Source organism: Streptomyces sp. NPDC096323 (assembly GCF_040302845.1).
GTDB lineage: Bacteria > Actinomycetota > Actinomycetes > Streptomycetales > Streptomycetaceae > Streptomyces.
This window is the reverse complement of record NZ_JBEOSI010000003.1, coordinates 722,198-744,836: the sequence shown is the minus strand read 5'-3', so window position 1 is coordinate 744,836 and position 22,639 is coordinate 722,198. Positions and strand designations below refer to the sequence as shown.

Below are 22,639 nucleotides of genomic sequence, written 5' to 3'. Positions count from 1 at the left end.
ACAGCGCGCCCCCCGCGCCGCGTCGTGGCTGTCCGCTCATGGAGTCCTCAGCCCTTCGCCGCGCGGAACTTGGCCCACTGGGCGGCCATGACCTCGGGCGGCACCCCGCCGATGTCCTTGGTGGAGGTGATCTCCGCCCGGAAGGCGAGGGTCGTGGAGCCGGAGCGGACGACGGTGAGGTACTCGTACAGCTTCTGCTGCCCCTTCACATCGAGGATGGTGAAGCGGTACGCCTTCGCCTCGTCGGCCTCGGCCGCGAAGGCGGGGGCCTTGGCCGGTTCGACCTTCAGGTACTTCGCGGCGGCGACGGCCCGCTGCTCGGTGAACCCTCCGGCGCAGTCCCGGCCGGCCTTGTCGAGGGCCTTCATGACGGTGGCCGCGCCGCCGTTCGCGTAGCTGCGCAGGGTGATGTCGACGGTGGTGCCGAGCATCTCGTCCGGGACGTCGACCTTGCGCTGGACCTGCGCGGCCGGGTCCGGGTCGCTGACCTCGCCGGAGAGGCTGACGAGCGGCTGGCAGCCGTCCGGGACGGCGGTGTACGCGTCGCCGAGCGGGCCGTCGAGGACGTACTCGGAGGCGGTGTACGCGCCGACGCTCTCGCCGTCGGTGAAGGACGCCGCCTTCAGCCGGGCCTCGTCGGGTGCCGCGGGCGCGGAGGGCCTGGCCGGCGCCTTGGTGTTCTTGCCGCCCGAGGCGGCGCCGTCCGTACCGTCCTCGTCACCGCCACAGGCGGACATGCCCAGCGCCAGGGCGGCCGTGATCCCGACGACCGCCAGCCGGCGCCGTCGGCCCCGCTGGTCCCTCACCCCGTACATGCGTGTCCCCATTCGCTGATCTGCCGGCGTCCGGGGAGCCTATCGCCCCGGGCCGGCGGGGGCCCGCCCCTCCAGGAGCTCCGCGAACCCGGCGAAAACCTCGTGGAACCGGGGGAACGTCTTGCGTACGCAGCCGGGGTCGTCGTACGTGATGCCGGGCGTCCGCAGACCGGTGACGGCGAAGGACATGACGATGCGGTGGTCGCCGTGCGTCTCGATGTCCGTGGGCTTCGGGCTGCCCGGAAGGACCTCGATCCAGTCCGGACCGGTCGTGACGGTGATGCCCATGTTCCGCAGGTTCCGGGCGCACGCCTCCAGCCGGTCGCACTCCTTGACCCGGGTGTTGCCGACGTCCTCGATGCGGACCGGGCCCGAGGCGAAGGGGGCGATCGCGGCGAGCGTGGGCATGGTGTCGGAGATGTCGCGCATGTTGACGGTGAGGCCGCGGAGTTCACCGGTGGACCGGACGGTCGTGGCGTCGGCCGTCATGTTCACCTCCGCGCCCATGCGGCGCAGCACGTCGACGAACCGCAGATCCCCCTGGAGGGCGCCCTGCCCGAGGCCGGGGACGGTGACCTCGCCGCCCGTCAGCGCCGCCGCGGCGAAGAAGTAGCTCGCGGTGGAGGCGTCGGGCTCGACGGCGTACGTGGTGGCGCGGTAGCCGCCGGGCGGCACCGTGAAGACGGCGTTGCCGGGGCCGCCGCGGGTGACCTCGACGCCGAAGCTCCGCATCATCGCGAGGGTGATCTCGATGTACGGCGCCGACACCAGATCGGTGACGGTGATCGTGAGCCCCTGCGCCGTCAGCGGTCCGAGCATCAGCAGCGCGGTGAGGTACTGGCTGGACTGCCCGGCGTCCAGGGTCAGTTCGCCGCCCTTGATGCCGGCGGCCTCGATGCGCAGCGGGTGGTGGCCCTCTGCACCCTCGTGGCGGAGGTCGACACCGAGCGTGCGCAGCGCCTCGGTGAGCGGGGCGAGGGGGCGGCGACGCATCTGGGCGGAGGCGTCGAAGCGGTAGCTGCCGCGGGCGCCGGCCGCCGCGAGGGTCGGCAGGAACCGGGCCGTGGTCGCGCCGTCGCGGCAGTAGACGTCGGCCTCGGTGGCGGCGGGTCCGGACGGGCGGCCGGTGATGCGCCAGGTCTCGGCCTCCTGTTCCACCGCGTAGCCGAGGGCGGTGAGCCCCTCGGCGAAGCCTTCGGTGTCGTCCGAGCCGAGGGGGCGTACGAGGGTGCTGGTGCCGTTCGCGGCTGCGGCCAGGAAGAGGGCGCGCGCGGTGACGGACTTGGAACCGGGGACATGGATGACGGTCACGGACGGCCATCCTGCCGTGCCGGCCACGCGGCGGCGGGGCACGTCCATCGAGTGGACGCGCCGCGGACACGGCGGCGGGGCGCGTCCGGTGCGGACGCGCCCCGGACACGGTGGCGGGGCACGCCCGGTGCGGACGCGCCCCGCCGCCTCGGGCGCATTGGTTCAGCGGATCGGCCGGTGCACGTTCTCCCGCGTCGAGGGGCCCGGGGTGGCGTCGGCGATCCACGGGCCTTCGCCGCTCGGGTCGACGATGCCCTCCTCCAGCCAGGTGTACGTGCCCGCGAGGACTCCGTCGACCATCTTCCGGTCGAGGTCGTCGGTGTTGGACCAGAGCCGGGTGAAGAGCTCCTCGATCCGGATGCGGGACTGCCGGCAGAAGGTGTCGGCCAGCTGGTACGCCTCCCGGCCGTGGTCGCCCTCGGCGCGCAGGTGCTCGGCCCGGACGCAGGCGGCGCTCATGGCGAAGAGTTCCGCGCCGATGTCGACGATCCTGCCGAGGAAACCCTGCTTGGTCTCCATCCGGCCCTGCCAGCGGGACATGGCGTAGAAGGTCGAACGGGCCAGCTTGCGGGAGCCCCGTTCGACGTAGCGCAGATGACCGGACAGGTCGGCGTGACCGGACGGGTGGAACTCCCCGTAGGTGCCCGGGAGCTGTCCCGGTCCGGCGACGAGCTTCGGCAGCCACTTCGCGTAGAAGCCGGCCGCGTTCGCCCCCGCCCTGGCCTTGGCGGAGAGCGGCTTGTCGGGGTCGATGATGTCGCCCGCGACCTTGAGGTGGGCGTCGACCGCCTCCCGGGCGATCAGGAGGTGCATGATCTCCGTCGAGCCCTCGAAGATCCGGTTGATCCGCATGTCCCGGAGCATCTGCTCGGCGGGGACGGCCCGCTCACCCCGGGCGGCGAGGGAGTCCGCGGTCTCGAAGCCCCGGCCGCCGCGGATCTGGACCAGCTCGTCGGCCATGAGGCAGCCCATCTCGGAGCCGTACAGCTTGGCGAGCGCGGCCTCGATCCGGATGTCGTTGCGGTCCTCGTCCGCCATCTGCGAGGAGAGGTCGACCACGGCTTCGAGGGCGAAGGTGGTCGCCGCGATGAAGGAGATCTTGGCGCCCACGGCCTCGTGGCGGGCGACGGGCCGGCCCCACTGCTCACGGACGGCCGACCATTCACGGGCGATCTTCAGACACCATTTCCCGGAGCCGACGCACATCGCCGGCAGCGAGAGCCGGCCCGTGTTGAGCGTGGTGAGGGCGATCTTGAGCCCGGCGCCCTCCGGGCCGATGCGGTTCGCCGCGGGTACGCGCACCTGGTGGAAGCGGGTGACGCCGTTCTCCAGGCCGCGCAGGCCCATGAAGGAGTTGCGGTGTTCCACGGTGATGCCCGGGGAATCGGCCTCGACGACGAAGGCCGTGATGCCGCCCTTGTGCCCTTCCGACTTCGGTACGCGCGCCATGACGACCAGCAGGTCGGCGACGACCCCGTTGGTGGTCCAGAGCTTCACGCCGTCCAGGACGTAGTCGTCCCCGTCCGGGACGGCGGAGGTGGCGAGCCGCGCCGGGTCGGAGCCGACGTCCGGCTCGGTCAGGAGGAACGCCGAGATGTCGGTACGGGCGAGCCGGGGCAGGAAGGTGTCCTTCTGCTCCTGGCTGCCGAAGGTCTTCAGGGGCTGCGGCACACCGATGGACTGGTGGGCGGAGAGCAGGGCGCCGATCGCCGGACTGGCGGAGCCGGCCAGGGCGAGGGCGCGGTTGTAGTACACCTGCGTCAGGCCGAGACCGCCGTACTTCACATCGATCTTCATGCCCAGCGCGCCGAGTTCCTTGAGGCCGTTCACGACCTCGTCGGGGATCTTGGCCTCGCGCTCGATCAGGGCGCCGTCGATCCGGGTCTCGCAGAAATCGCGAAGTCGGGAGAGGAACTCCTCGCCGCGCCGGACGTCCTCGGCTGCGGGCAGCGGATGGGGATGGATCAGATCGAGCCGGAAGCGGCCCAGGAAGAGTTCCTTGGCGAAACTGGGTTTGCGCCAGTCCTGCTCGCGCGCTTCCTCGGCCACCTGTCGCGCTTCGCGCTCGGTCACCTTGGGCGTGTGCGGTTGTGCGGACGGACGTTGTGCGGATGGTGCGGACATGAGGAGCTCACCTCGCCGCTTCGTGGGGTGGGTGGTCCCGCCAGGTCCGCTCGGCGGCCGGGGAACCGTCCGCCCGTGCGTACCTGTCGGTGCTACTCGTCCGTATGTACCCGATTCCTGCCGGTGTCACCAGCCTTCGGGCGCCGATCGGGTCGCTCGCCACTCCACTGCCCGCCGCGGCGTGCGGGATGCCGAAACGGCCGGAGCCCCCCGCACAGTGGGGCCCCGGCCGTCGTTCGACAGCCCGTGCTGACGTGACTTACAGGGCGAGGCCCGTGAGGACCAGGACGCGCTCGTAGGTGTAGTCGTCCATCGCGTACCGGACGCCCTCTCGGCCGACACCGGACTGCTTGGCGCCGCCGTACGGCATCTGGTCGGCGCGGTACGAGGGGACGTCGCCGATGATCACGCCGCCGACCTCCAGGGCGCGGTGGGCGCGGAAGGCGGTCTGCAGGTCGTGGGTGAAGACGCCTGCCTGCAGGCCGTACTTGGAGGAGTTCACGGAGGCGAACGCCTCGGTCTCACCGTCCACCTTCTGCACCGAGAGGACCGGCCCGAAGACCTCCTCGTGGCAGAGGGTGACGCCGTCGGGGAGCTCGGCGAGGACGGTCGGCGCGTACGTCGACCCGTCGCGCTTGCCGCCGGTGAGCAGCTGGGCGCCGGCCTGCACGGCCTCGTCGACCCAGGACTCGACGCGCTTGGCGGCGTTCTCGTCGACGAGGGGGCCGACGTCCGTGGTGGCGTCGGACGGGTCACCGGTGACCTGCGCCTCGACGGCCGCGACGATCTTGGGGAGGAGCCGGTCGTAGACGGCGGCGTCCGCGATGACGCGCTGCACCGAGATGCAGGACTGGCCGCCCTGGTAGTTGGAGAAGGTCGCGATGCGGGTCGCGGCCCAGTCGAGGTCCGCCTCGGAGGCGTAGTCGGCGAGGACGACCGCCGCGCCGTTGCCGCCGAGCTCCAGGGTGCAGTGCTTGCGCGGCACCGAGTCCATGATCGAGTAGCCGACCTGGGCGGACCCGGTGAACGAGATCACGGGCAGGCGCTCGTCCTGGACGAGGGCCGGCATGCGGTCGTTGGGAACCGTCAGTACGGACCAGGAACCGGCGGGCAGGTCGGTCTCGGCCAGCAGCTCGCCGAGGATCAGCGACGAGATCGGGGTGGCCGGGGCGGGCTTCAGGATGATCGGGGCACCGACGGCGATGGCCGGGGCCACCTTGTGGGCGCTCAGGTTCAGCGGGAAGTTGAAGGGGGCGATGCCGAGGACCGTGCCGCGCGGGAAGCGGCGGGTCAGGCCGAGACGGCCGGTGCCGCCGGCGTCGGTGTCCAGGCGCTGGGCGTCACCGCTGTTGAAGCGGCGGGCCTCCTCGGACGCGAAGCGGAACACGGAGACGGCCCGGCCGACCTCGCCGCGCGCCCACTTGATCGGCTTGCCGTTCTCGGCGGAGATCACCTGGGCGATCTCCTCGGTGCGCTCCGTCAGGCGCCGGGCCACGTGGTCGAGCGCGGCGGCGCGGACGTGGGCCGGGGTCGCGGCGAACTCCTCGCGCACGGCGTGTGCGGCGGCGACGGCCTCCTCGACCTGGGCATCGGTGGGCACGCTGACGGTGCCGACGAGACGCCCGTCCCAGGAGTTGGTGACGTCGAAGCTTTCCTCGCCGGTGGCCTCTCGGCCGGCCAGCCAGAAGGCGTGGGTGGAGGTCATGGAGGTTCCGGCCCTTCGATGTCGTGGGGTGTTCCGTCCCCACCGTAGGGCCGACCCGTCCGCCTGGCGTTTGTCCGCCGTGGAGCACGCGAGCGCCGGGGTGCGCCGGTTTGGCGGACACTCCCTAGGGGGCCGGGGGGCTCGCGATCTTGAGGGCGAGCCACAGCTCCATCCGGACGTCCGGGTCGTCCAGCGAACGGCCGAGGATCTCCTCCACGCGTCGCATGCGGTAGCGCAGGGTGTGCCGGTGCACTCCCAGGTCCGCCGCGGCCGCGTCCCACTGACCGTGGTGCGAGAGCCAGGCCCGCAGGGAGGCCACGAGGTCGCCGCGGCCCTTGGCGTCGTGCTCGTACAGGGCGCGGAGCATGCCGTCGGCGAAGGCCCTGACCGCGTCGTCCGCGAGCAGCGGCAGCACGGAGCCGGCCGCCAGTTCCTCGTGCTCGACCAGGGCCCTGCCCCGGCGGCGGGCGACCGAGAGGGCCTGTTCGGCCTGTTTGTACGCCGCCGAGACGGCGATCGGCCCCGCCGGCGCGGAGAGGCCGACGACCACCTCCGCGTCCTGCGTGGACGGTTCGCGCGGGGGCGCGGCCTCCTGGGCCTCGGCATAGGCGGCGACGGCGGCGACGGCGTGGCCGCCGTCGGCGGCCAGCACCACGAGGCGTTCACCCTCGGGCACCATCAGCAGTGTCTCCCCGGACCGGGCGGCGGCGGTTTCCATGGCCTCGGTCAGCTGCGCCGTGGTGGAGGGGTCGGCGGCTTCGGCGATGAGGAGCCGGAAGGGCGCGTCGAGCAGCCCGCCGTACAGATCCCCGGCGACGCCGCGCGCGTGGTCGGGCTGGCCGGCCAGGAGCATGCGCAGCACCGCGGCGCCGAGCCGCTGCTCGGCGCCCTGGAGGGAGCGGGAGCGGGCCGTGGTGAGGGTGAGCAGGGCGACCGCCGAGTGGACCGCGTAGCGCTCCGCGGTGCCGAGCGCGGCCCCGGTGCCCACGGCGAGCGCGCCGCGGACCCGCCGGCCGGTGCCGAGGGACTGGAGCTCGACGCGGTCCTCGGTGTCGCCGACGACGACGCTGGCCGGCGCGGGGCGTTCGCGCAGGCGTTCCACGTCGGCGGTGAGCCGGGCGGCGCGGCGGGCCGCCCAGTCGGGGGCGGCGGCCACGACGGCGCCGGAGGCGTCGTACAGCGCGGCCCAGCCGTCGACGGTCGCGGCGAGACGGGTGAGGAGTTCGGCGGGGCCGTCCCCGGCGAGGGCCGCCCTGGTGAGTTCCCGCTGGGCCTCGAAGCCCGCGGTGACGGCCCGGTACTGGTCGGCGGCGATCTCCGAGGAGACGGCCTTGGCGATGGCGAGGAACGGGGTGCGGCGCGGCACCTCCAGCAGGGGCAGCCCGGCCTCCTCGGCGGCGTCGACGAGGGGCTGCGGCACGTCGTCGTAGGTGACCCCGACGGCGAAGCCGAGCCCGACCACTCCGGCGCCGGCGAGCCGTCGCACGTACCGCCGCATGACCTCCGGGTTCTCCGCGTCGAGATTGGTCGCGGTGACCAGGAGCAGTTCCCCGCCCTCCATGTAGGGGACGGGGTCGGCGAGCTCACTGGCGTGCGCCCAGCGCACGGGCGTGTCGAGCCGGTCCGCCCCCGCACGCACCGTGAGTTTGAGCGCCGAGTGCTGGACGAGCGAGGCGAGCGTGGGGGGCATGGGATCGGGGACCTTTGGGAGGGGGAGATTTCGCCGTCCCGTATGAACGGCTACGAGCGATTCTGCCAGGGTGGCAGAGTTCCCGTCACCGTCGCACCGGCCGTGCCCGCCTCCGTCAGCCGTCGAGCCGCACCAGGAGCGGCGGCGCGTGTTCGCCGTCGACCGTGGTGAGGGAGAGCACCGCGTGGCCGACGGGCAGCTCGTACGCCAGTCCGGAGGCGGACCAGCGTTCCCGCTCGACCTGGCGGACGGTCACCGCGTCGGTGGTGACGGCCTTGCCGGTGGCCAGTTTGCGCAGGGCGTGCAGGGCGCGGGTGAGCGGCTGGTCGGCGAAGACGCCGTGCTGGGCGACCTCGCGGACCTCCACCCACTCCTTGCCCCAGGCCTCGGCGAAGCGTTTGCCGTCCCAGGTGGTGACGCCGGGGAAGGCCATGGTGCAGCCGACCGCTCCGAGCAGCGCCGTGTGCAGCTCCTCGGGAACGTCGTCGAGCGTACGGAGGGTGAGGACGGCCCCGGCGTTGACGGAGCGCAGCCGGCGGATGCCCCGGACGGTCTCCGCGGTGACGGTGTGGGTCGCGTCGTCCAGGACCAGGCAGACGAAGAGCGAACGGTCGGCGCGGGCCGCGGCGATCGCGTTGAACTGGGCGAGGACGATCCGGGCCAGTACCCGGGACGCCTCGGCGTGGGCGCGTTCCGGCAGTTCGACGCGCACCCGCAGCGGATGCCGCTCCAGGGAGCGCAGCGAGAAGGGGCGGGCGCCCGGCCCGGTGGCGAAGAACCCGGCGAAGGCGGGCCGGTCGAGCACGGCGATCCGGTCGGCGAGTACGGCGGCCGGGTCACCGGCGCCGGCCGCCTGCCGCTGCCGGGCATCCAGCTCGCGCAGCATCGCGTGGTGGCCCGTCGCCTCGAGGGCCTCGCGCAGGCCGCCGAGCGCGGCCGCGGAGCCTTCGAGGAGTTCGCGGAGTTCGGGTACGGGAGGGAAGGTGCCGTGGACGGCGCGGTACGGGCCGAGCAGCTGGCCGAGCGCGGTCGCCGCCCGCCGGGTGTCGAGGGCGGGGAGGTCTCCGGCGAGGCCCTCCGCGAGGGCGGCCGCCGCCTCGTCGGGGTCGGTCGTCCCGCCGTACAGGTCGAAGTCGTGCAGGGACGCGGGGTCGCCGATCCTGATGACGACGTCGTAGGCCCCGTCCGGGCCGAGCCGGTCGCCGGCCCCGCCGACGGCGAGCACGGCCGCCTGGCCGGTGAGCGCCCGCAGGGCGAGCGATTCGACGACGGGCCGGACCACCCGCTCCGTCTTCCCGGAGCCGGGCGGTCCGACGACCAGCAGCGAGGTGCCCAGCGAGGCGGGTTCCAGCGCCATGCCCGATCCGCGCCGCGCATAGGGGTTGCGCGGGTCGTCGGCGCAGGCGCCGATCCGGACCTGGCCGGTGAGCGGGTCGTGCACGGCCGTCCGCCGGGGCAGGTCCCGGCGGCCGGAGGGGTGGAGGAAGGCGTCGGCACCCTTGCGCAGCACCGTGTCGGTGAAGGAGGCGCGCAGGTCGGGGCGGGTCCGGGCGGCACTCCAGGCGTGGCGCAGCCGTACGCAGTCGACGTCGTTCAGCCGGTCGGCGTGCACGGCGGCGGTGAGCGCCTCGGCCGCGTCGGTGCTGCCGGCGGTCCGCAGTTCGGGCCAGTGGGCGAGGCCGGGTCCGGCCTGTGCGGGAGCGGTCCGGGACTGCTGGGGGGCGGGTTCACCGCGGCCCCGAAGCGCGCCGAGCGCCGCCGGCCACTGGCCGGTTCTGGCGAAGGGCCACACGATCGCGGTGCCGATCACGGCGTAGGCCACGATCGAGACGAGGAGCGCCGCGTACTGGTTGCCGCCGCCCTGCATCCAGCTGGTCGGGACCGCGGGCAGGACGATGTCGGCGAGCGGCACCCGCCGCGTCCAGACCAGCCAGATCGCGAGTGCCGCACCGGATGCCGAGAGCAGCAGCCTGGCCCGGCCGAGCCTGGGCCCGGCGAAGTACCGGAAGACGTGGGCCCAGCCGCCGATCCGGGCGGCCCAGAAGCCCAGGCCGAGGACCAGGACCTGGTAGTAGAGCGTGGTGGAGTTGACCACCAGCGCAGGTGCGTCCTCCTTGAGCCCGCCGAAGGACCACCACTCGGGGCCGGTGATGATCTCGATCGGCTTGGAGACATAGGGGACGGCGCGCTCCGTGAGCAGCAGCCACAGCAGGAGCCACAGGACCATCGTGGCGGCCGGGCCCACCAGCGAGGGGCGCGGCGGCCGCTCGGCGGGCCGCGGGGCGTAGGCGTACCGCCATACACCCGCCTCGGTCTCGGGGCGCGGCGCGTTCAGCCATTCCGCCGTGGCCGAGCGCGGCCCGGCCGGCCGGGCCTGCCCGGGGGCCGTCGCGGGCCGCTGCGGGACGGAGGGCGGGGCGGCGGGCGGCGGGACGGCCGGAGGGAACGCGGGCGGGGCGGCGGGCGGCGGGCCGGGGGGCAGCGCGGGCGGCGGACCGGCCGGGTGGGGCACGGAGCTCCCGGGCCGGCCGCCGGGCGGCTGCGCACCCCGCGTGCCCCGGGTGCCGTGCGTGCCTTCGTTGTCCATGAACCGTTGCCCCCTGACCAGCCCGGGTCCGACCGCTGCCCGCTCAATCTAGTGCCTGGACACGGTCCGTTGAGGAAAGCGCCCGGACAGTGAGCGCAGGAGGCGGCCGCCTCACTTCCGTACCGCCTCCTGGCCGCCTTCCGTCCGTCTTCTGTCCGTCGCGGACAAGGACACGCGCTCCACCACTCCCGATCGGAACATGCCCGACCCCCTCCCCCGCCCCTAGCCTGCAGAAACAGAAGCGTCCGAAACACCCCCAGGAGCCCCGCATGACCGCAATTCCGCAGGAGCGCCGCGTCGTCACCGCCATTCCCGGCCCGAAGTCCGCGGAGCTGCAGGCCCGCCGTCTCGCGGCGGTCGCCGCAGGTGTGGGCTCCACCCTGCCGGTGTTCACGGCCCGTGCGGGCGGCGGGATCATCGAGGACGTGGACGGGAACCGTCTGATCGACTTCGGTTCCGGCATCGCCGTGACGTCCGTCGGCGCCTCCGCCGAGGCCGTCGTGCGCCGCGCCTCCGCCCAGCTCGCCGACTTCACCCACACCTGTTTCATGGTCACGCCGTACGAGGGGTACGTCGAGGTCTGTGAGCAGCTCGCCGAGCTCACGCCGGGCGACCACGCGAAGAAGTCCGCGCTGTTCAACTCTGGCGCCGAGGCCGTCGAGAACGCGGTGAAGATCGCCCGCGCCTACACCAAGCGCACCGCGGTCGTCGTCTTCGACCACGGCTACCACGGCCGGACCAACCTCACGATGGCGCTGACGGCGAAGAACATGCCGTACAAGCAGGGCTTCGGCCCGTTCGCGCCCGAGGTCTACCGCGTGCCGGTGGCGTACGGCTACCGCTGGCCGACCGGTGCCGAGAACGCCGGTGCGGAGGCCTCCGCGCAGGCCATCGACGAGATCACCAAGCAGATCGGCGCGGAGAACGTCGCCGCGATCATCATCGAGCCGGTCCTCGGCGAGGGCGGCTTCATCGAGCCGGCGAAGGGCTTCCTGCCGGCGATCGCGCGGTTCGCCAAGGACAACGGCATCGTCTTCGTCGCCGACGAGATCCAGTCCGGCTTCTGCCGCACCGGCCAGTGGTTCGCCTGCGAGGACGAGGGCATCGTCCCGGACCTGATCACGACCGCCAAGGGCATCGCCGGCGGTCTTCCGCTCTCGGCCGTGACCGGCCGCGCCGAGATCATGGACGCGGCACACGCCGGCGGCCTCGGCGGCACGTACGGCGGAAACCCGGTCGCCTGCGCGGGTGCGCTCGGCTCCATCGAGACGATGCGCGAGCTGGACCTGAACGGAAAGGCCAAGCGCATCGAGGAGGTCATGAAGGGCCGGCTCGCCGAGATGCAGTCGAAGCTGCCCAACGGCGACCTCATCGGTGACATCCGCGGCCGCGGCGCGATGATCGCGATCGAGCTCGTGAAGTCCGGCACGAAGGACCCGAACCCGGAGGCGGCAGCCCAGCTCGCGAAGGCCTGCCACGCAGAGGGCGTCCTCGTCCTCACCTGCGGCACGTACGGGAACGTCCTGCGCTTCCTGCCGCCGCTGGTGATCGGCGAGGACCTGCTGAACGAGGGCCTCGACGTCCTCGAGCAGTCGTTCGCCGGGATCTGATCCGCCGGCCCGGCCCCGGGCGTTTTCACCGGAGGTGCCCGGGCCCGGGTGAGGGTCTGTGAAGAACGTGTGCGGGGGCGATGGCGGGATACCGTTCCCGCTGTCGGTCCCCCACCGCCTGACGTACGGTTTCCGCAGATGAGAGAAACACCCCGCCCGCAGGGGACTGCGGGCGACACCGGGCCGGAGCTTCCCCAGCGCCGTCCTGGTTGTGCCTTCGCGCACGCCACTGGAGCCTCCGGCTCCGGAACTCCTCACCGATCGGATGGCCGCCCGCCCCACACCCCCCGGGGCGCGCGGCAACCCGATCCCACCGTCCGGCCCGGAACAACCCCCCCTGTTCCGGGCCGGACGGCCCTTTTCGTCTCCCTGGTGTCCGGCCTGTCGGCCGTGTTCGCCCTCACCACCTGGCAGATCGTGGCCGACGGCCCGCTGCGCCGCGTGGACGAGCGCGTCGGCCGTGCCCTCGTCGGACACGGCCCCGCCGGGCTCACCGAATTCCTCGCCGATCTCGGCAATATGCAGGTCGCGCTCCCGGTCCTCGGCTGCGCGATCGTCTGGGTTCTGGCGCGAGGCGAGCGCCGGGCTCCTCTCGTCGCCGCCCTGGCCATGGCCGCGGTGCCGCTGCTCGTCGTCCCCCTCAAGGAGTGGATCGCCCGTCCCGGGCCGCTGACCGACGCCACCGGGTACTACCCGTCCGGCCACGCGGCGACCGCCGCGGTCGCGTACGGTGCCGCCGCCCTTCTGCTCTCGCCGTACCTGCGACGCGCATGGATGATGCCCGTCGCCGCCGTCCTGCTGACGGTGGCGACGGGCATCGGTCTGGTGCTGCGCGGCTACCACTGGCCGCTCGACGTGGCCGGCAGCTGGTGCCTGTGCGGAGTGCTGCTCGTGGCGCTGCGGGTGCTCGGCCGCCGTGCCGCTCGTGATGGTGCGGGCGCTCAGCCGCCGAAGTAGGCGTCGAAGTTCTTCGAGAACTCCCCGTTGTTGAAGCGGTCCCAGTTGATGGACCAGGTCATCAGCCCGCGCAGCCCGGACCAGGTGCCGTGCGTGGCGTACGAGCCGCAGTCGGTCTTCTTCGTCAGGCAGTTCAGCGCCTTGGTGACGTCGGCCGGCGAGGTGTGTCCGTTGCCCGCCTGGGTGGAGGCCGGCAGGCCGATCGCGACCTGGTCGGGGCGCAGGCCGGGGAAGACCTTGGTCTGGTCGCCCGCGACCGGGAACCCGGTCAGCAGCATGTCGGTCATCGCGATGTGGAAGTCGGCGCCGCCCATGGAGTGGTACTGGTTGTCCAGTCCCATGATGGAGCCCGAGTTGTAGTCCTGGACGTGCAGCAGGGTGAGGTCGTCGCGCAGCGCGTGGATCACCGGGAGGTAGGCCCCGGCGCGCGGGTCCTGGCCGCCCCACGGCCCGGAGCCGTAGTACTGGTAGCCCAGCTGCACGAAGAAGGTCTCGGGGGCCATGGTCAGGACGAACTTCGCGCCGTACTTGGCCTTGAGGGTCTTCACCGCGGAGATCAGATTCACGACGACGGGCGTGGTGGGGCTCCGGAAATCGGTGTCCCCGGTGTTCAGCGACAGCGAGTGGCCCTCGAAGTCGATGTCCAGGCCGTCGAGACCGTACTCGTCGATGATCTTGCTGACCGAGGAGACGAAGGTGTCGCGGGCGGCGGTGGTGGCGAGCTGCACCTGGCCGTTCTGGCCGCCGATGGAGATCAGCACCTTCTTCCCCGCGGCCTGCTTGGCCTTGATGGCCGCCTTGAACTCGGCCACGGACTCGACGTTCGGGCATTCGGCGACCGGGCAGAGCGAGAAGCGGATGTCGCCGGAGGTGACGGAGGTCGGCTCGCCGAAGGCCAGGTCGATGACGTCCCACGAGTCCGGCACGTCCGACATCCGGGTGTAGCCGGAGCCGTTGGCGAAGCTGGAGTGCAGATAGCCGACGAGCGCGTGGGCCGGCAGCTCCGAGCCGCCGCCGCCCCCGCCGCCCGCCGTGGTGGTGGCCGAGACGGCGGCCGACTTCGCGGACTCGCCCGCCTCGTTGGTGGCGGTGACCTGGAAGCTGTACGCGGTCGAGGCGGCCAGGCCCGTCACGGTCGCCGAGGTACCGGTGGCGCTAAGGACCTTGGTGCCGCCCCGGTAGACGTTGTAGCCGGTGGCGCCCGCGGCGGCGGTCCAGGACAGCGGGACCGAGGACGAGGTGGGCGTGCCGGCCTTGAGACCCGCGGGGACCGCCGGGAGCGTAACGGGGTCGCCGCCGGGGCCGACGAGGCTGAGGTCGTCGGCGTAGTAGGCGGGGGTGCCGTACCAGCCGTGCGTGTAGACCTTGACCGAGGTCGTCGACGCGCCCGTCCTGAAGGTGGTGGTGAGCTTCTGCCAGGTCCCGGCGGACGGCGTCCACGTGGACACGTCCGTCGTTCCGGTGCCCTCCGCGCCCAGGTAGACGTAACTGCCCTGCACCCAGGCGCTCAGCGTGTACGTGGAGTCGGGCTTTACCGTCGCGGTCTGGGAGCACGTGGCGTTGTCGCTGCCGGCCGGGGTCGCCTTCAGCGCCGAGGTGCCGCCGTGCACGGGCGAGCCGACGACGGCCCCGCTGCCGCCCGTACAGTTCCAGCCGGTCAGACCGGCCTCGAAGGTGCCGTTGCGCGCCAGTTCGGCGTCGGCCGCGCTGGCGCCCGGCGCCGTGGCGGCGAGGCCGCCGACGGCCAGCAGGGCAGCCGAGAAGGCGGCCAGAAGTCCGGTCATGCGGGTGGGGGGTCCCGTGCGTTCCACAACGGCCTCCGTGCAGGGGGGAATTGAACGTGGCGCACAACATGGTCCAGACCAATCAGGTTGTCAAGACCTCTGGCGCTCACGGGGCTGGGCCGCCTGCCCGGCGGATCAGGGTCGGACCGGCCCTAATCCCGCCCTTCCGCTGCTGCTTCATGCATCGCGAGTTCCAGCAGCGCGGCGTCGGTGAGTGTGCCGGACCCGTCCGGCGGAATCAGCCAGCGGACCCCGCCGGCGGCGGCCCGCCCCGGGTGGGGGACGACGATCCAGGCACCCCTGCCCGCGCCCCGCACCCCCGTCCCCACCCAGTGGGCGACCGTGCCCGGCGGCACGAAGAAGCCCATGCGGGCGTCGCCGAAGCCGGAGAGGACCGGTCCCGGCCGGTCGATGAGACGGGTGAGCACGTCGAGCGTCCGACAGCCCAGCTCCCCCGGAAGTATCAGCACGTCCCAGCGCCGGCCGGCGGGCAGGAGCGCGATCCCTCGCGGATCGCGTTCCCACTCGCGCCGGCACGCGCCGGGATCCGGCGCCACCGAAGCAAGCCACTCGACTGCCGCCTTGACCCCCGAGCCCGCCATGACCCGCCTCCGCTCCGTGGTGCACCGGCGGCTGGTCGCCGGTGCGTTCACGGAGGAGAGCGGGGTGGAGCCGATTCATTACGCGGGACCGGCTACCCATCGGCAGTGAGCTGGGTCACATCCCCTCTCAGCTGTCGAACCCGAGCCCCAGCCGGTCCATCGTCCGCAGCCACAGATTCCGGTGGCCGCCGTTGCTGTCGGCCCTGGCCAGCGACCGCTTCGTCAACTCGATCCCGGCCCAGGCCAGGGGTTCCGGCGGAAACGGCATCGGCCTGGTCCGCACCATCTCCAGGGCGGTCCGCTCGGACCGCTCCCCTGCGAGGAGGTCGAGCATCACGTCCGCGCCGAACCGGGTGGCCCCCACGCCGAGTCCGGTGAATCCGGCGGCATAGGCGACCCGGCCCTGATGGGCCGTACCGAAGAATGCGGAAAAGCGGGAACAGGTGTCGATCGCGCCGCCCCAGGCATGACTGAAACGCACGCCCGCCAATTGCGGGAAACACTCGAAGAACTGTCCGGCGAGTTTCAGGAACGTCTCGGGCCGCTGGTCGAGTCCGGCGCTGAGCCGGCCACCGTACGGATAGACCGCGTCGTATCCGCCCCACAGAATGCGGTTGTCCGCGGAAAGCCGGAAGTAATGGAACTGATTGGCGCTGTCCCCCAGTCCCTGCCGGTTCTTCCAGCCGATGGCGGCGAGGTGGTCCTCGGTCAGCGGCTCGGTCATCAGCGCGTAGTCGTAGACCGGGACGGTGTACGGACGGACCCGCTTGACCAGCGAGGGGAAGATGTTCGTGCCCAGGGCGACCCGGCGGGCGAGGACCTTTCCGTACGGGGTGCGGACCGCCATTCCGGTTCCGGTTCTGGCCAGCTCCAGCCCGCGGGTGTGTTCGTAGATCCGCACTCCGAGGTCCAGACAGGCCTGCTTCAGACCCCAGACGAGCTTGGCCGGATGGAGCATCGCGACACCGCTCCGGTCCCAGAGGCCGCCCAGGAAAGTCGGTGAGTCGACTTCGGCGCGCAGCGCGTCGCGGTCGAGGAACTCGGCCCCGCCGAAGCCGTGCCGCTCAGCCTCCTCATGCCATGCGCGGAGCTCTTCGAGCTGGTGGGGCTGGGTGGCTACATCGATCTCGCCGGTCCGCTCGAACTCGCAGTCGATGGAGTAGCGGGCCACGGCCGCCTCGATGGCGTCGAGGTTGCGCGCGCCCAGCTCCTCCAGCTTCGCGATCTCGCCGGGCCAGCGCTCCAGTCCGTTGGGCAGGCCGTGGGTGAGGGAGGCCGCGCAGAATCCACCGTTGCGGCCCGATGCGGCCCAGCCCGTCTCGCGCCCCTCGATCAGTACGACATCACGTTCCGGTTCGCGCTCCTTGGCGAGCAGCGCGGTCCACAGTCCGCTGTAGCCGCCGCCGATGACGAGGAGATCGCAGTGCTCGTCGCCGGTGAGGGCGCCGAGCGCCTCGGGCCTGCCGGGGTCGTCCAGCCAGAACGACACCGGCTTCGCGTCGGAGAGTGATTGTGCGGCCGTACGCATGGCGGCTGGGGCCATGGTTTCCAACTCCTTCGGAACTTTCAGGGCCGTGCGTTCTTGCGCCGGTTCGCGAGCAGCTGGCCGGCGAGAACCACCAGCACCGCGATGATGAACATCGCCGTGCCGATGACGTTGATCTGTACGGGCGTGCCGCGCTGCGCCGACCCCCAGACGAACATGGGGAAGGTGACGGTCGAGCCCGCGTTGAAATTGGTGATGATGAAATCGTCGAAGGAGAGCGCGAAGGCGAGCAGCGCTCCCGCGGCGATTCCGGGCGCGGCGATCGGCAGAGTCACCCGCACGAAGGTCTGCACGGGTCCCGCGTACAGGTCGCGCGCCGCCTCCTCCAGCCTCGGGTCCATCGACATGACGCGCGCCTTGACGGCCGTGACGACGAAGCTGAGGCAGAACATGATGTGCGCGATCAGAATCGTCCAGAAGCCGAGCTGCGCGCCCATATTGAGGAACAGTGTGAGCAGCGAGGCGGCCATGACGACCTCGGGCATCGCCATCGGCAGGAAGATCAGCGAGTTGATCGCGCCGCGCGCCCGGAACCGGTAGCGGACCAGGGCGAACGCGATCATCGTGCCGAGCACGGTCGCCCCGATCGTGGCCCAGACGGCGATCTGCAGGGAGAGCGAGAGAGAGCCGCACATGTCGGCGACTCCGCAGGGGTCCTTCCACGCCTCCAGCGAGAAGCGCTGCCAGGAGTAGTTGAAGCGCCCGTTGGGCTTGTTGAAGGAGAACACCATCACGACGATGTTCGGAAGGATCATGTAGGCGAGGGTCAGCAGACCCGCGATGACGACCAGGTGGCGTCGCAGCCGGCGCAGTAGGGGCATCAGACCAGGTCCTCCGTCCCGGAGCGGCGAATGTAGACGGTGACCATGAGCAGGACGACCGCCATGAGGATGAACGAGAGCGCGGCCGCCGTCGGATAGTCGAGGACGCGCAGGAACTGGGTCTGGATGACGCTGCCGACCATCTTGGTGTCGGTGGAGCCGAGGAGTTCCGCGTTGACGTAGTCGCCGCTGGCCGGGATGAAGGTCAGCAGCGTCCCGGAGACGACACCCGGCATGGACAGCGGGAAGGTCACCTTGCGGAAGGTCGTGGCGGGGGTGGCGTACAGGTCCCCGGCGGCCTCGTGCAGCCGGCCGTCGATCCGCTCCAGCGAGGTGTAGAGCGGCAGGATCATGAACGGCAGGAAGTTGTACGTGAGACCGCAGACCACGGCCATCGGCGTGGCCAGCACCCGGTTGTTCTCGGTCCAGCCGAGCCAGCTGGTGACGTCCAGGACGTGCAGTGTGTTCAGTACGTCGACGACCGCGCCGCCGTCCGCGAGGATCGTCTTCCAGGCGAGCGTACGGATCAGGAAGCTGGTGAAGAACGGGGCGATGACCAGCACCAGGACCAGGTTGCGCCAGCGGCCCGCCTTGAACGCGATGAGGTAGGCGAGAGGGTAGCCGAGGAGCAGACACAGGAGCGTCGCGGTGCCCGCGTAGAGCAGGGACCGGATGAACTGCGGGTAGTAGTCGGTCAGCGCGTCCCAGTAGGTCTGGAAGTGCCAGGTGACCTCGAAGCCCTTCTCCAGGGAGCCGGTCTGTACGGAGGTCGAGGCCTGGTAGACCATCGGCAGCGCGAAGAAGACGATGAGCCACAGGATGCCGGGGAGCAGCAGCCAGTACGGGACGAGGCGCTTGCGGGTGGCGGGCTTGCGCGCTTCCGGCGCGGTGACGGGGGCCGGTGGCGCCTCCTCGGTGAGCGTCACGCGGCGTCCTCCACCGTCTCCACACCGGCGTCGATGTCCTGGGCGGCGTCGAGGCCGAAGGTGTGCGCCGGGTTCCAGTGCAGGACGACCTCTGCCCCGGCGGTGAGCCGCGCGTCTCGCTCGATGTTCTGCTCGTAGACCTGGAGGGACTTCCCTGCCGGGCTCTCCACCACGTACTGCGTGGAGACGCCGATGAAGCTGGAGTCGACGATCCGTCCGGTGACCCGGTTGCGGCCCTCCGCTATCGCGTCCTCCTCGTCGCGGTGGGCGAGCGAGATTTTCTCGGGGCGGATGCCGAGCAGCAGCCTGCCTCCGTTCGCGGCCGGTGCCTGACAGCGGTCCGTGGGCAGCCGGAGCTTGCCGCCGCCGGCCGCGACGACGATGTCCGTGCCGGTGGAGACGACTTCGCCCTCGATGAGGTTGGAGGTCCCGAGGAAGTTGGCGACGAAGGTGGTCCGCGGGTTCTCGTACAGATCGGCGGGGTCACCGAGCTGCTCGACCCGGCCCGCGTTCATCACCGCGACGGTGTCGGCCATCGTCATGGCCTCTTCCTGGTCGTGGGTGACATGGATGAACGTGATGCCGACCTCGGTCTGGATGCGCTTGAGTTCGAGCTGCATCTGGCGGCGCAGCTTGAGGTCGAGGGCGCCGAGCGGTTCGTCGAGCAGCAGCACCTGCGGGTGGTTGATCAGGGCGCGGGCGACCGCGACGCGCTGTTGCTGGCCGCCGGAGAGCTGGTGGGGCTTGCGCTTGGCGAAGTCACCGAGCTGGACGAGGTCCAGCATGTCGTCGACCTGCTTCTTGACCGATTTGATGCCGCGGCGGCGGAGCCCGAAGGCGATGTTCTCCGTGATGTCGAGGTGCGGGAACAGCGCGTAGCTCTGGAAGACGGTGTTGACGGGCCGCTTGTAGGGCGGAAGGTCGGTGATGTCCTGGCCGCCCAGCGCGATGGTGCCGGTGGTGGCCTCCTCCAGGCCCGCGATCATCCGCAGGGTGGTGGTCTTGCCGCAGCCGGACGCGCCGAGCAGCGCGAAGAAGGAGCCCTGCGGGACGGTCAGATCGAGCGGTTGGACGGCCGCGAAGGAGCCGTACGTCTTGCTGATCCCGGTGAGGCGGACGTCGCCGCCTGTCTGCTGCTGTGTCATGGATCGCAGTCCCAGTGGTGTCAGAGGGAGATCAGGGGAGATCGGGGTGGACCTGGAGAAGGCCGTGCGTGGCGTCAGGCGCCGATGAGCTTGGCGAACTTCTCCTCGTACGCCGTCTCTTCCTCGGCGGTGAGGGAGCGGAAGGCGTGCGACTTCGCGGCCATGGCCTTGTCGGGGAGGATCAGCGTGTTGGCGGCCATCGCCTTGTCGATCCTGGCGAGTTCGTCGCGGACCCCGTCGACCGGGCAGACGTAGTTGATGTAGGCGGCGAGCTGGGCGGCGACCGGGGGCTCGTAGTAGTAGTCCATGAGCTTCTCGGCGTTGGTCTTGTGCCGGGCCTTGGCCGGGACCAGCATGTTGTCGCTGGAGGTGATGTATCCGGCGGCCGGGATGGCGAACTTGATGTCCGGGTTTCCGGCCTGGAGCTGGATGATGTCGCCCGCCCAGGCGACGCAGGCGGCGATGTCGCCCTTGTCGAGGTCTGCGGTGTAGTCGTTGCCGGTGAAGCGGCGTATCTGGTTCTTGTCGACGCCCTTCTGGAGGCGGCCGATCACGGCGTCGTAGTCGGCGTCGGTGAAGTTCCCCGGGTCCTTGCCCATGTCGAGCATGGTCATGCCGATGGAGTCGCGCATTTCGGAGAGGAAGCCGACCCGGCCCTTGAGCGTGGGGTCGTCGAGCAGCTGCGTCACGGAGTCGACCTTGCGGCCGTTGGTCGCCTTGGAGTTGTACGCGATGACCGTCGGGATGCCCGTCCAGGGATACGAGTAGGCGCGGCCCGGGTCCCAGTCGGGGGTGCGGAACTGGGGCGAGAGGTTGGCGAAGGCGTGCGGCAGGTTTGCCGGGTCGAGCTTCTGGGCCCAGCCGAGCCGGATGATGCGGGCGGCCAGCCAGTCGGTGACGATGATCAGGTCGCGTCCGGTGTCCTGGCCGGCCGCGAGCTGCGGTTTGATCTTCCCGAAGAACTCGACGTTGTCGTTGATGTCCTCGGTGTACTTCACCTTGATCCCGGTGCGTTCGGTGAACGCGTCCAGGGTGGGCCGGTGCTTCTCGTCCTCGCTGACGTCCATGTACTCGGTCCAGTTGGAGAAGTTGATCTGCTTCTCCTTGGCCGAGTGGTCGTCCGAGGCCGCCGCCGCGTCGCCTTCCCGCTGGGCGGGCGGGATGCCGCACGCGCTCAGCGTCCCGAGTCCGCCGATCGCGAGCGCGCCCAGGCCTGAGGCGCGCAGCAGTGACCGGCGGGTGAGGGCTCCCCTGCCGTTGGTCAGACTCCGGCGCATCGCGGCCAGCTGGGCCGCCGAGAGACGCTCGGGCTCGAAACTCTCCATACGCGTTGCCCTTTCGGGTGGGTGTGCGGCCGGACCGGCAGGTTTATCGGTCCCCGAAGATCGTGCGGTGCCAGTCCTTCCGGGCGACCGCGGTGTTGTCGTACATGACGTGCTTGACCTGCGTGTACTCCTCGAAGGAGTACGACGACATGTCCTTGCCGAAGCCGCTGGCCTTGTATCCGCCGTGCGGCATCTCGCTGATGATCGGAATGTGGTCGTTGATCCACACGCAGCCGGCCTTGATCTCGCGGGTGGCGCGGCCCGCGCGGTACAGGTCGCGGGTCCAGGCGGAGGCGGCGAGTCCGTAGGGGGTGTCGTTGGCCAGAGCGATGCCCTCGTCGTCGGTGTCGAAGGGCAGCACGGCCAGGACCGGTCCGAAGATCTCGGACTGGACGATCTCGCTGTCCTGCGCGGCGCCGGTGATCAGGGTCGGCCGGTAGTAGGCGCCGTCCGCCAGGGCGCCGCCGGGGACCTCGCCGCCGGTGACGACGGTGGCACAGGCGCGGGCGCGCTCGACGAAGCCGGCGACCCGGTCGCGCTGGGCGTGGCTGATCAGCGGGCCCAGGTCGGTCTTCGGGTCGAACGGGTCGCCGAGCCGGACGGTCTCCATCAGGGCGGCGACGCCCCGGACGAAGGCGTCGTGGAGCGGGCGCTGTACGTAGGCCCGGGTGGCGGCGGTGCAGTCCTGGCCGGTGTTGATGAGGGATGCGGCGACGGCTCCGTGGACCGCGGCCTCCAGGTCGGCGTCGTCGAAGACCACGAAGGGGGCCTTGCCGCCGAGTTCGAGGTGGAGGCGCTTGACGGTGGAGGTGGCGATCTCCGCGACGCGCTTGCCGACCGCGGTGGAGCCGGTGAAGGAGGTCATCACGACGTCGGGGTGGCCGACGAGGTGTTCGCCCGCGTCCCGGCCGGCCCCGGTGACGATGTTGATCACGCCGTCCGGGATGCCGGCCTCGGTGGCCGCCTGGGCGAACATCAGCGAGGTCAGCGGGGTGATCTCGGCGGGCTTGAGCACGATGGTGTTCCCGGCTGCGATGGCCGGGAGGACCTTCCAGGCCGCCATCTGGAGCGGGTAGTTCCAGGGGGCGATGGAGCCGATGACCCCGATCGCCTCTCGCCGTACGTACGAGGTGTGGTCGCCGTCGTACTCGGCGGCGGACTTTCCCTCCAGGTGCCGGGCGGCGCCGGCGAAGAAGGAGGTGTTGTCGATCGTGCCGGGGACGTCGAACCCGGTGGAGAGCTTGACCGGCTTGCCGCACTGGAGGGACTCCGCGTAAGCGAAGTCGTCCGCCTGCTCGGCGAGGACGGCGGCGAAGCGGTGCATGGCCTCGGACCGCTCGGCCGGGGTGGCCCCGGACCAGCCGGGGAACGCCTCGCGCGCCGCGGCGACGGCCGCGTCCACGTCGGCGGTTCCGGCCAGTTCGTAGCTGTAGACGGTGTCACCGGTGGCCGGATTCACCACCTCGTGCCTGCGTCCTGATGTGCCGGACCGCAGCCTTCCGCCGATGTACTGCGCGCCGTCCGCGAAACGGTCCTGTACCTGGAAGCTGTTGCCCATCACGCTCTCCTCCGCCGCTGCCCCGAGGGGAGGGCGGCGTAGCTTCTGCTCGATTTGAGTGCCGATCCTGGCAGAGGGGACCCGACCCAACAAGTGATTCCGTTGTTGCCTTTTGGTTACGCGACGGAATCTG

The 22,639-nt window shown here is 71.4% G+C and carries 16 protein-coding genes; 2 read left to right on the top strand and 14 right to left on the bottom strand.

The annotated features are described in order from the left end of the window. Positions 1-47 precede the first annotated feature (47 nt). From ABTX18_RS11130 to ABTX18_RS11105, 6 genes are all read right to left on the bottom strand, one after another. Positions 48-815: a hypothetical protein gene (locus ABTX18_RS11130; protein WP_352122419.1), complete on the bottom strand. Its 768-nt coding sequence runs from the start codon at positions 813-815 to the stop codon at positions 48-50. A 39-nt stretch (positions 816-854) separates the two neighbouring features. Then, the gene (gene aroA, locus ABTX18_RS11125) at positions 855-2,126 is read right to left on the bottom strand and encodes a 3-phosphoshikimate 1-carboxyvinyltransferase (RefSeq protein ID WP_352122418.1); all 1,272 of its coding nucleotides are present in this window, start codon (positions 2,124-2,126) and stop codon (positions 855-857) included. Between the two features lie 162 nt (positions 2,127-2,288). Beyond that, positions 2,289-4,250, bottom strand: a complete 1,962-nt coding sequence (locus tag ABTX18_RS11120; protein ID WP_352122417.1) for an acyl-CoA dehydrogenase family protein — start codon at positions 4,248-4,250, stop codon at positions 2,289-2,291. A gap of 259 nt (positions 4,251-4,509) precedes the next feature. Beyond that, positions 4,510-5,955 (bottom strand): aldehyde dehydrogenase family protein, encoded by a 1,446-nt coding sequence (locus ABTX18_RS11115; protein ID WP_352122416.1) that lies wholly within the window; start codon positions 5,953-5,955, stop codon positions 4,510-4,512. A gap of 124 nt (positions 5,956-6,079) precedes the next feature. Then, positions 6,080-7,645, bottom strand: a complete 1,566-nt coding sequence (locus ABTX18_RS11110; RefSeq protein ID WP_352122415.1) for a PucR family transcriptional regulator — start codon at positions 7,643-7,645, stop codon at positions 6,080-6,082. A gap of 115 nt (positions 7,646-7,760) precedes the next feature. After that, complete coding sequence (locus ABTX18_RS11105; RefSeq protein WP_352122414.1) at positions 7,761-10,232, bottom strand: type IV secretory system conjugative DNA transfer family protein; 2,472 nt, start codon at positions 10,230-10,232, stop codon at positions 7,761-7,763. Positions 10,233-10,501: 269 nt separating this feature from the next. Between ABTX18_RS11105 and gabT the strand changes: the two genes are divergently transcribed. Together gabT and ABTX18_RS11095 are read left to right on the top strand one after the other, a co-directional pair. Beyond that, positions 10,502-11,842 (top strand): 4-aminobutyrate--2-oxoglutarate transaminase, encoded by a 1,341-nt coding sequence (gabT, locus tag ABTX18_RS11100; protein WP_352122413.1) that lies wholly within the window; start codon positions 10,502-10,504, stop codon positions 11,840-11,842. Positions 11,843-12,214: 372 nt separating this feature from the next. Then, a complete protein-coding gene (locus tag ABTX18_RS11095; RefSeq protein ID WP_352122412.1) occupies positions 12,215-12,799 on the top strand; it encodes a phosphatase PAP2 family protein in 585 nt (194 codons plus the stop codon). On the opposite strand, the gene ABTX18_RS11090 is transcribed toward ABTX18_RS11095, so the two are convergent. The 8 genes from ABTX18_RS11090 to ABTX18_RS11055 all read right to left on the bottom strand — a co-directional run bounded on the left by ABTX18_RS11090 (position 12,784) and on the right by ABTX18_RS11055 (position 22,506). Then, entirely contained in the window at positions 12,784-14,610 is a 1,827-nt protein-coding gene (locus ABTX18_RS11090) for a chitinase (RefSeq protein ID WP_352122411.1), read from the bottom strand. The genes ABTX18_RS11095 and ABTX18_RS11090 overlap by 16 nt on opposite strands. Before the next feature lie 125 nt (positions 14,611-14,735). Then, positions 14,736-15,185 (bottom strand): hypothetical protein, encoded by a 450-nt coding sequence (locus tag ABTX18_RS11085; RefSeq protein ID WP_352122410.1) that lies wholly within the window; start codon positions 15,183-15,185, stop codon positions 14,736-14,738. A 127-nt stretch (positions 15,186-15,312) separates the two neighbouring features. Continuing rightward, on the bottom strand, positions 15,313-16,728 hold the full coding sequence (locus tag ABTX18_RS11080) for an NAD(P)/FAD-dependent oxidoreductase (protein WP_352122409.1): 1,416 nt from the start codon (positions 16,726-16,728) through the stop codon (positions 15,313-15,315). A gap of 23 nt (positions 16,729-16,751) precedes the next feature. After that, positions 16,752-17,552, bottom strand: coding sequence for an ABC transporter permease (locus tag ABTX18_RS11075; RefSeq protein ID WP_352122408.1), 801 nt, complete (start codon positions 17,550-17,552; stop codon positions 16,752-16,754). Further along, positions 17,552-18,478, bottom strand: coding sequence for an ABC transporter permease (locus tag ABTX18_RS11070; RefSeq protein WP_352122407.1), 927 nt, complete (start codon positions 18,476-18,478; stop codon positions 17,552-17,554). Before ABTX18_RS11070 ends, ABTX18_RS11075 begins: the two co-directional genes overlap by 1 nt. Continuing rightward, positions 18,475-19,623 carry an ABC transporter ATP-binding protein gene (locus ABTX18_RS11065; RefSeq protein WP_352122406.1) on the bottom strand — a complete coding sequence of 383 codons (1,149 nt, stop codon included), beginning with the start codon at positions 19,621-19,623 and terminating at the stop codon, positions 18,475-18,477. Before ABTX18_RS11065 ends, ABTX18_RS11070 begins: the two co-directional genes overlap by 4 nt. A gap of 74 nt (positions 19,624-19,697) precedes the next feature. Continuing rightward, the gene (locus ABTX18_RS11060) at positions 19,698-20,948 is read right to left on the bottom strand and encodes a polyamine ABC transporter substrate-binding protein (protein WP_352122405.1); all 1,251 of its coding nucleotides are present in this window, start codon (positions 20,946-20,948) and stop codon (positions 19,698-19,700) included. A gap of 43 nt (positions 20,949-20,991) precedes the next feature. After that, positions 20,992-22,506, bottom strand: coding sequence for a gamma-aminobutyraldehyde dehydrogenase (locus ABTX18_RS11055; RefSeq protein ID WP_352122404.1), 1,515 nt, complete (start codon positions 22,504-22,506; stop codon positions 20,992-20,994). Positions 22,507-22,639 lie beyond the last annotated feature (133 nt).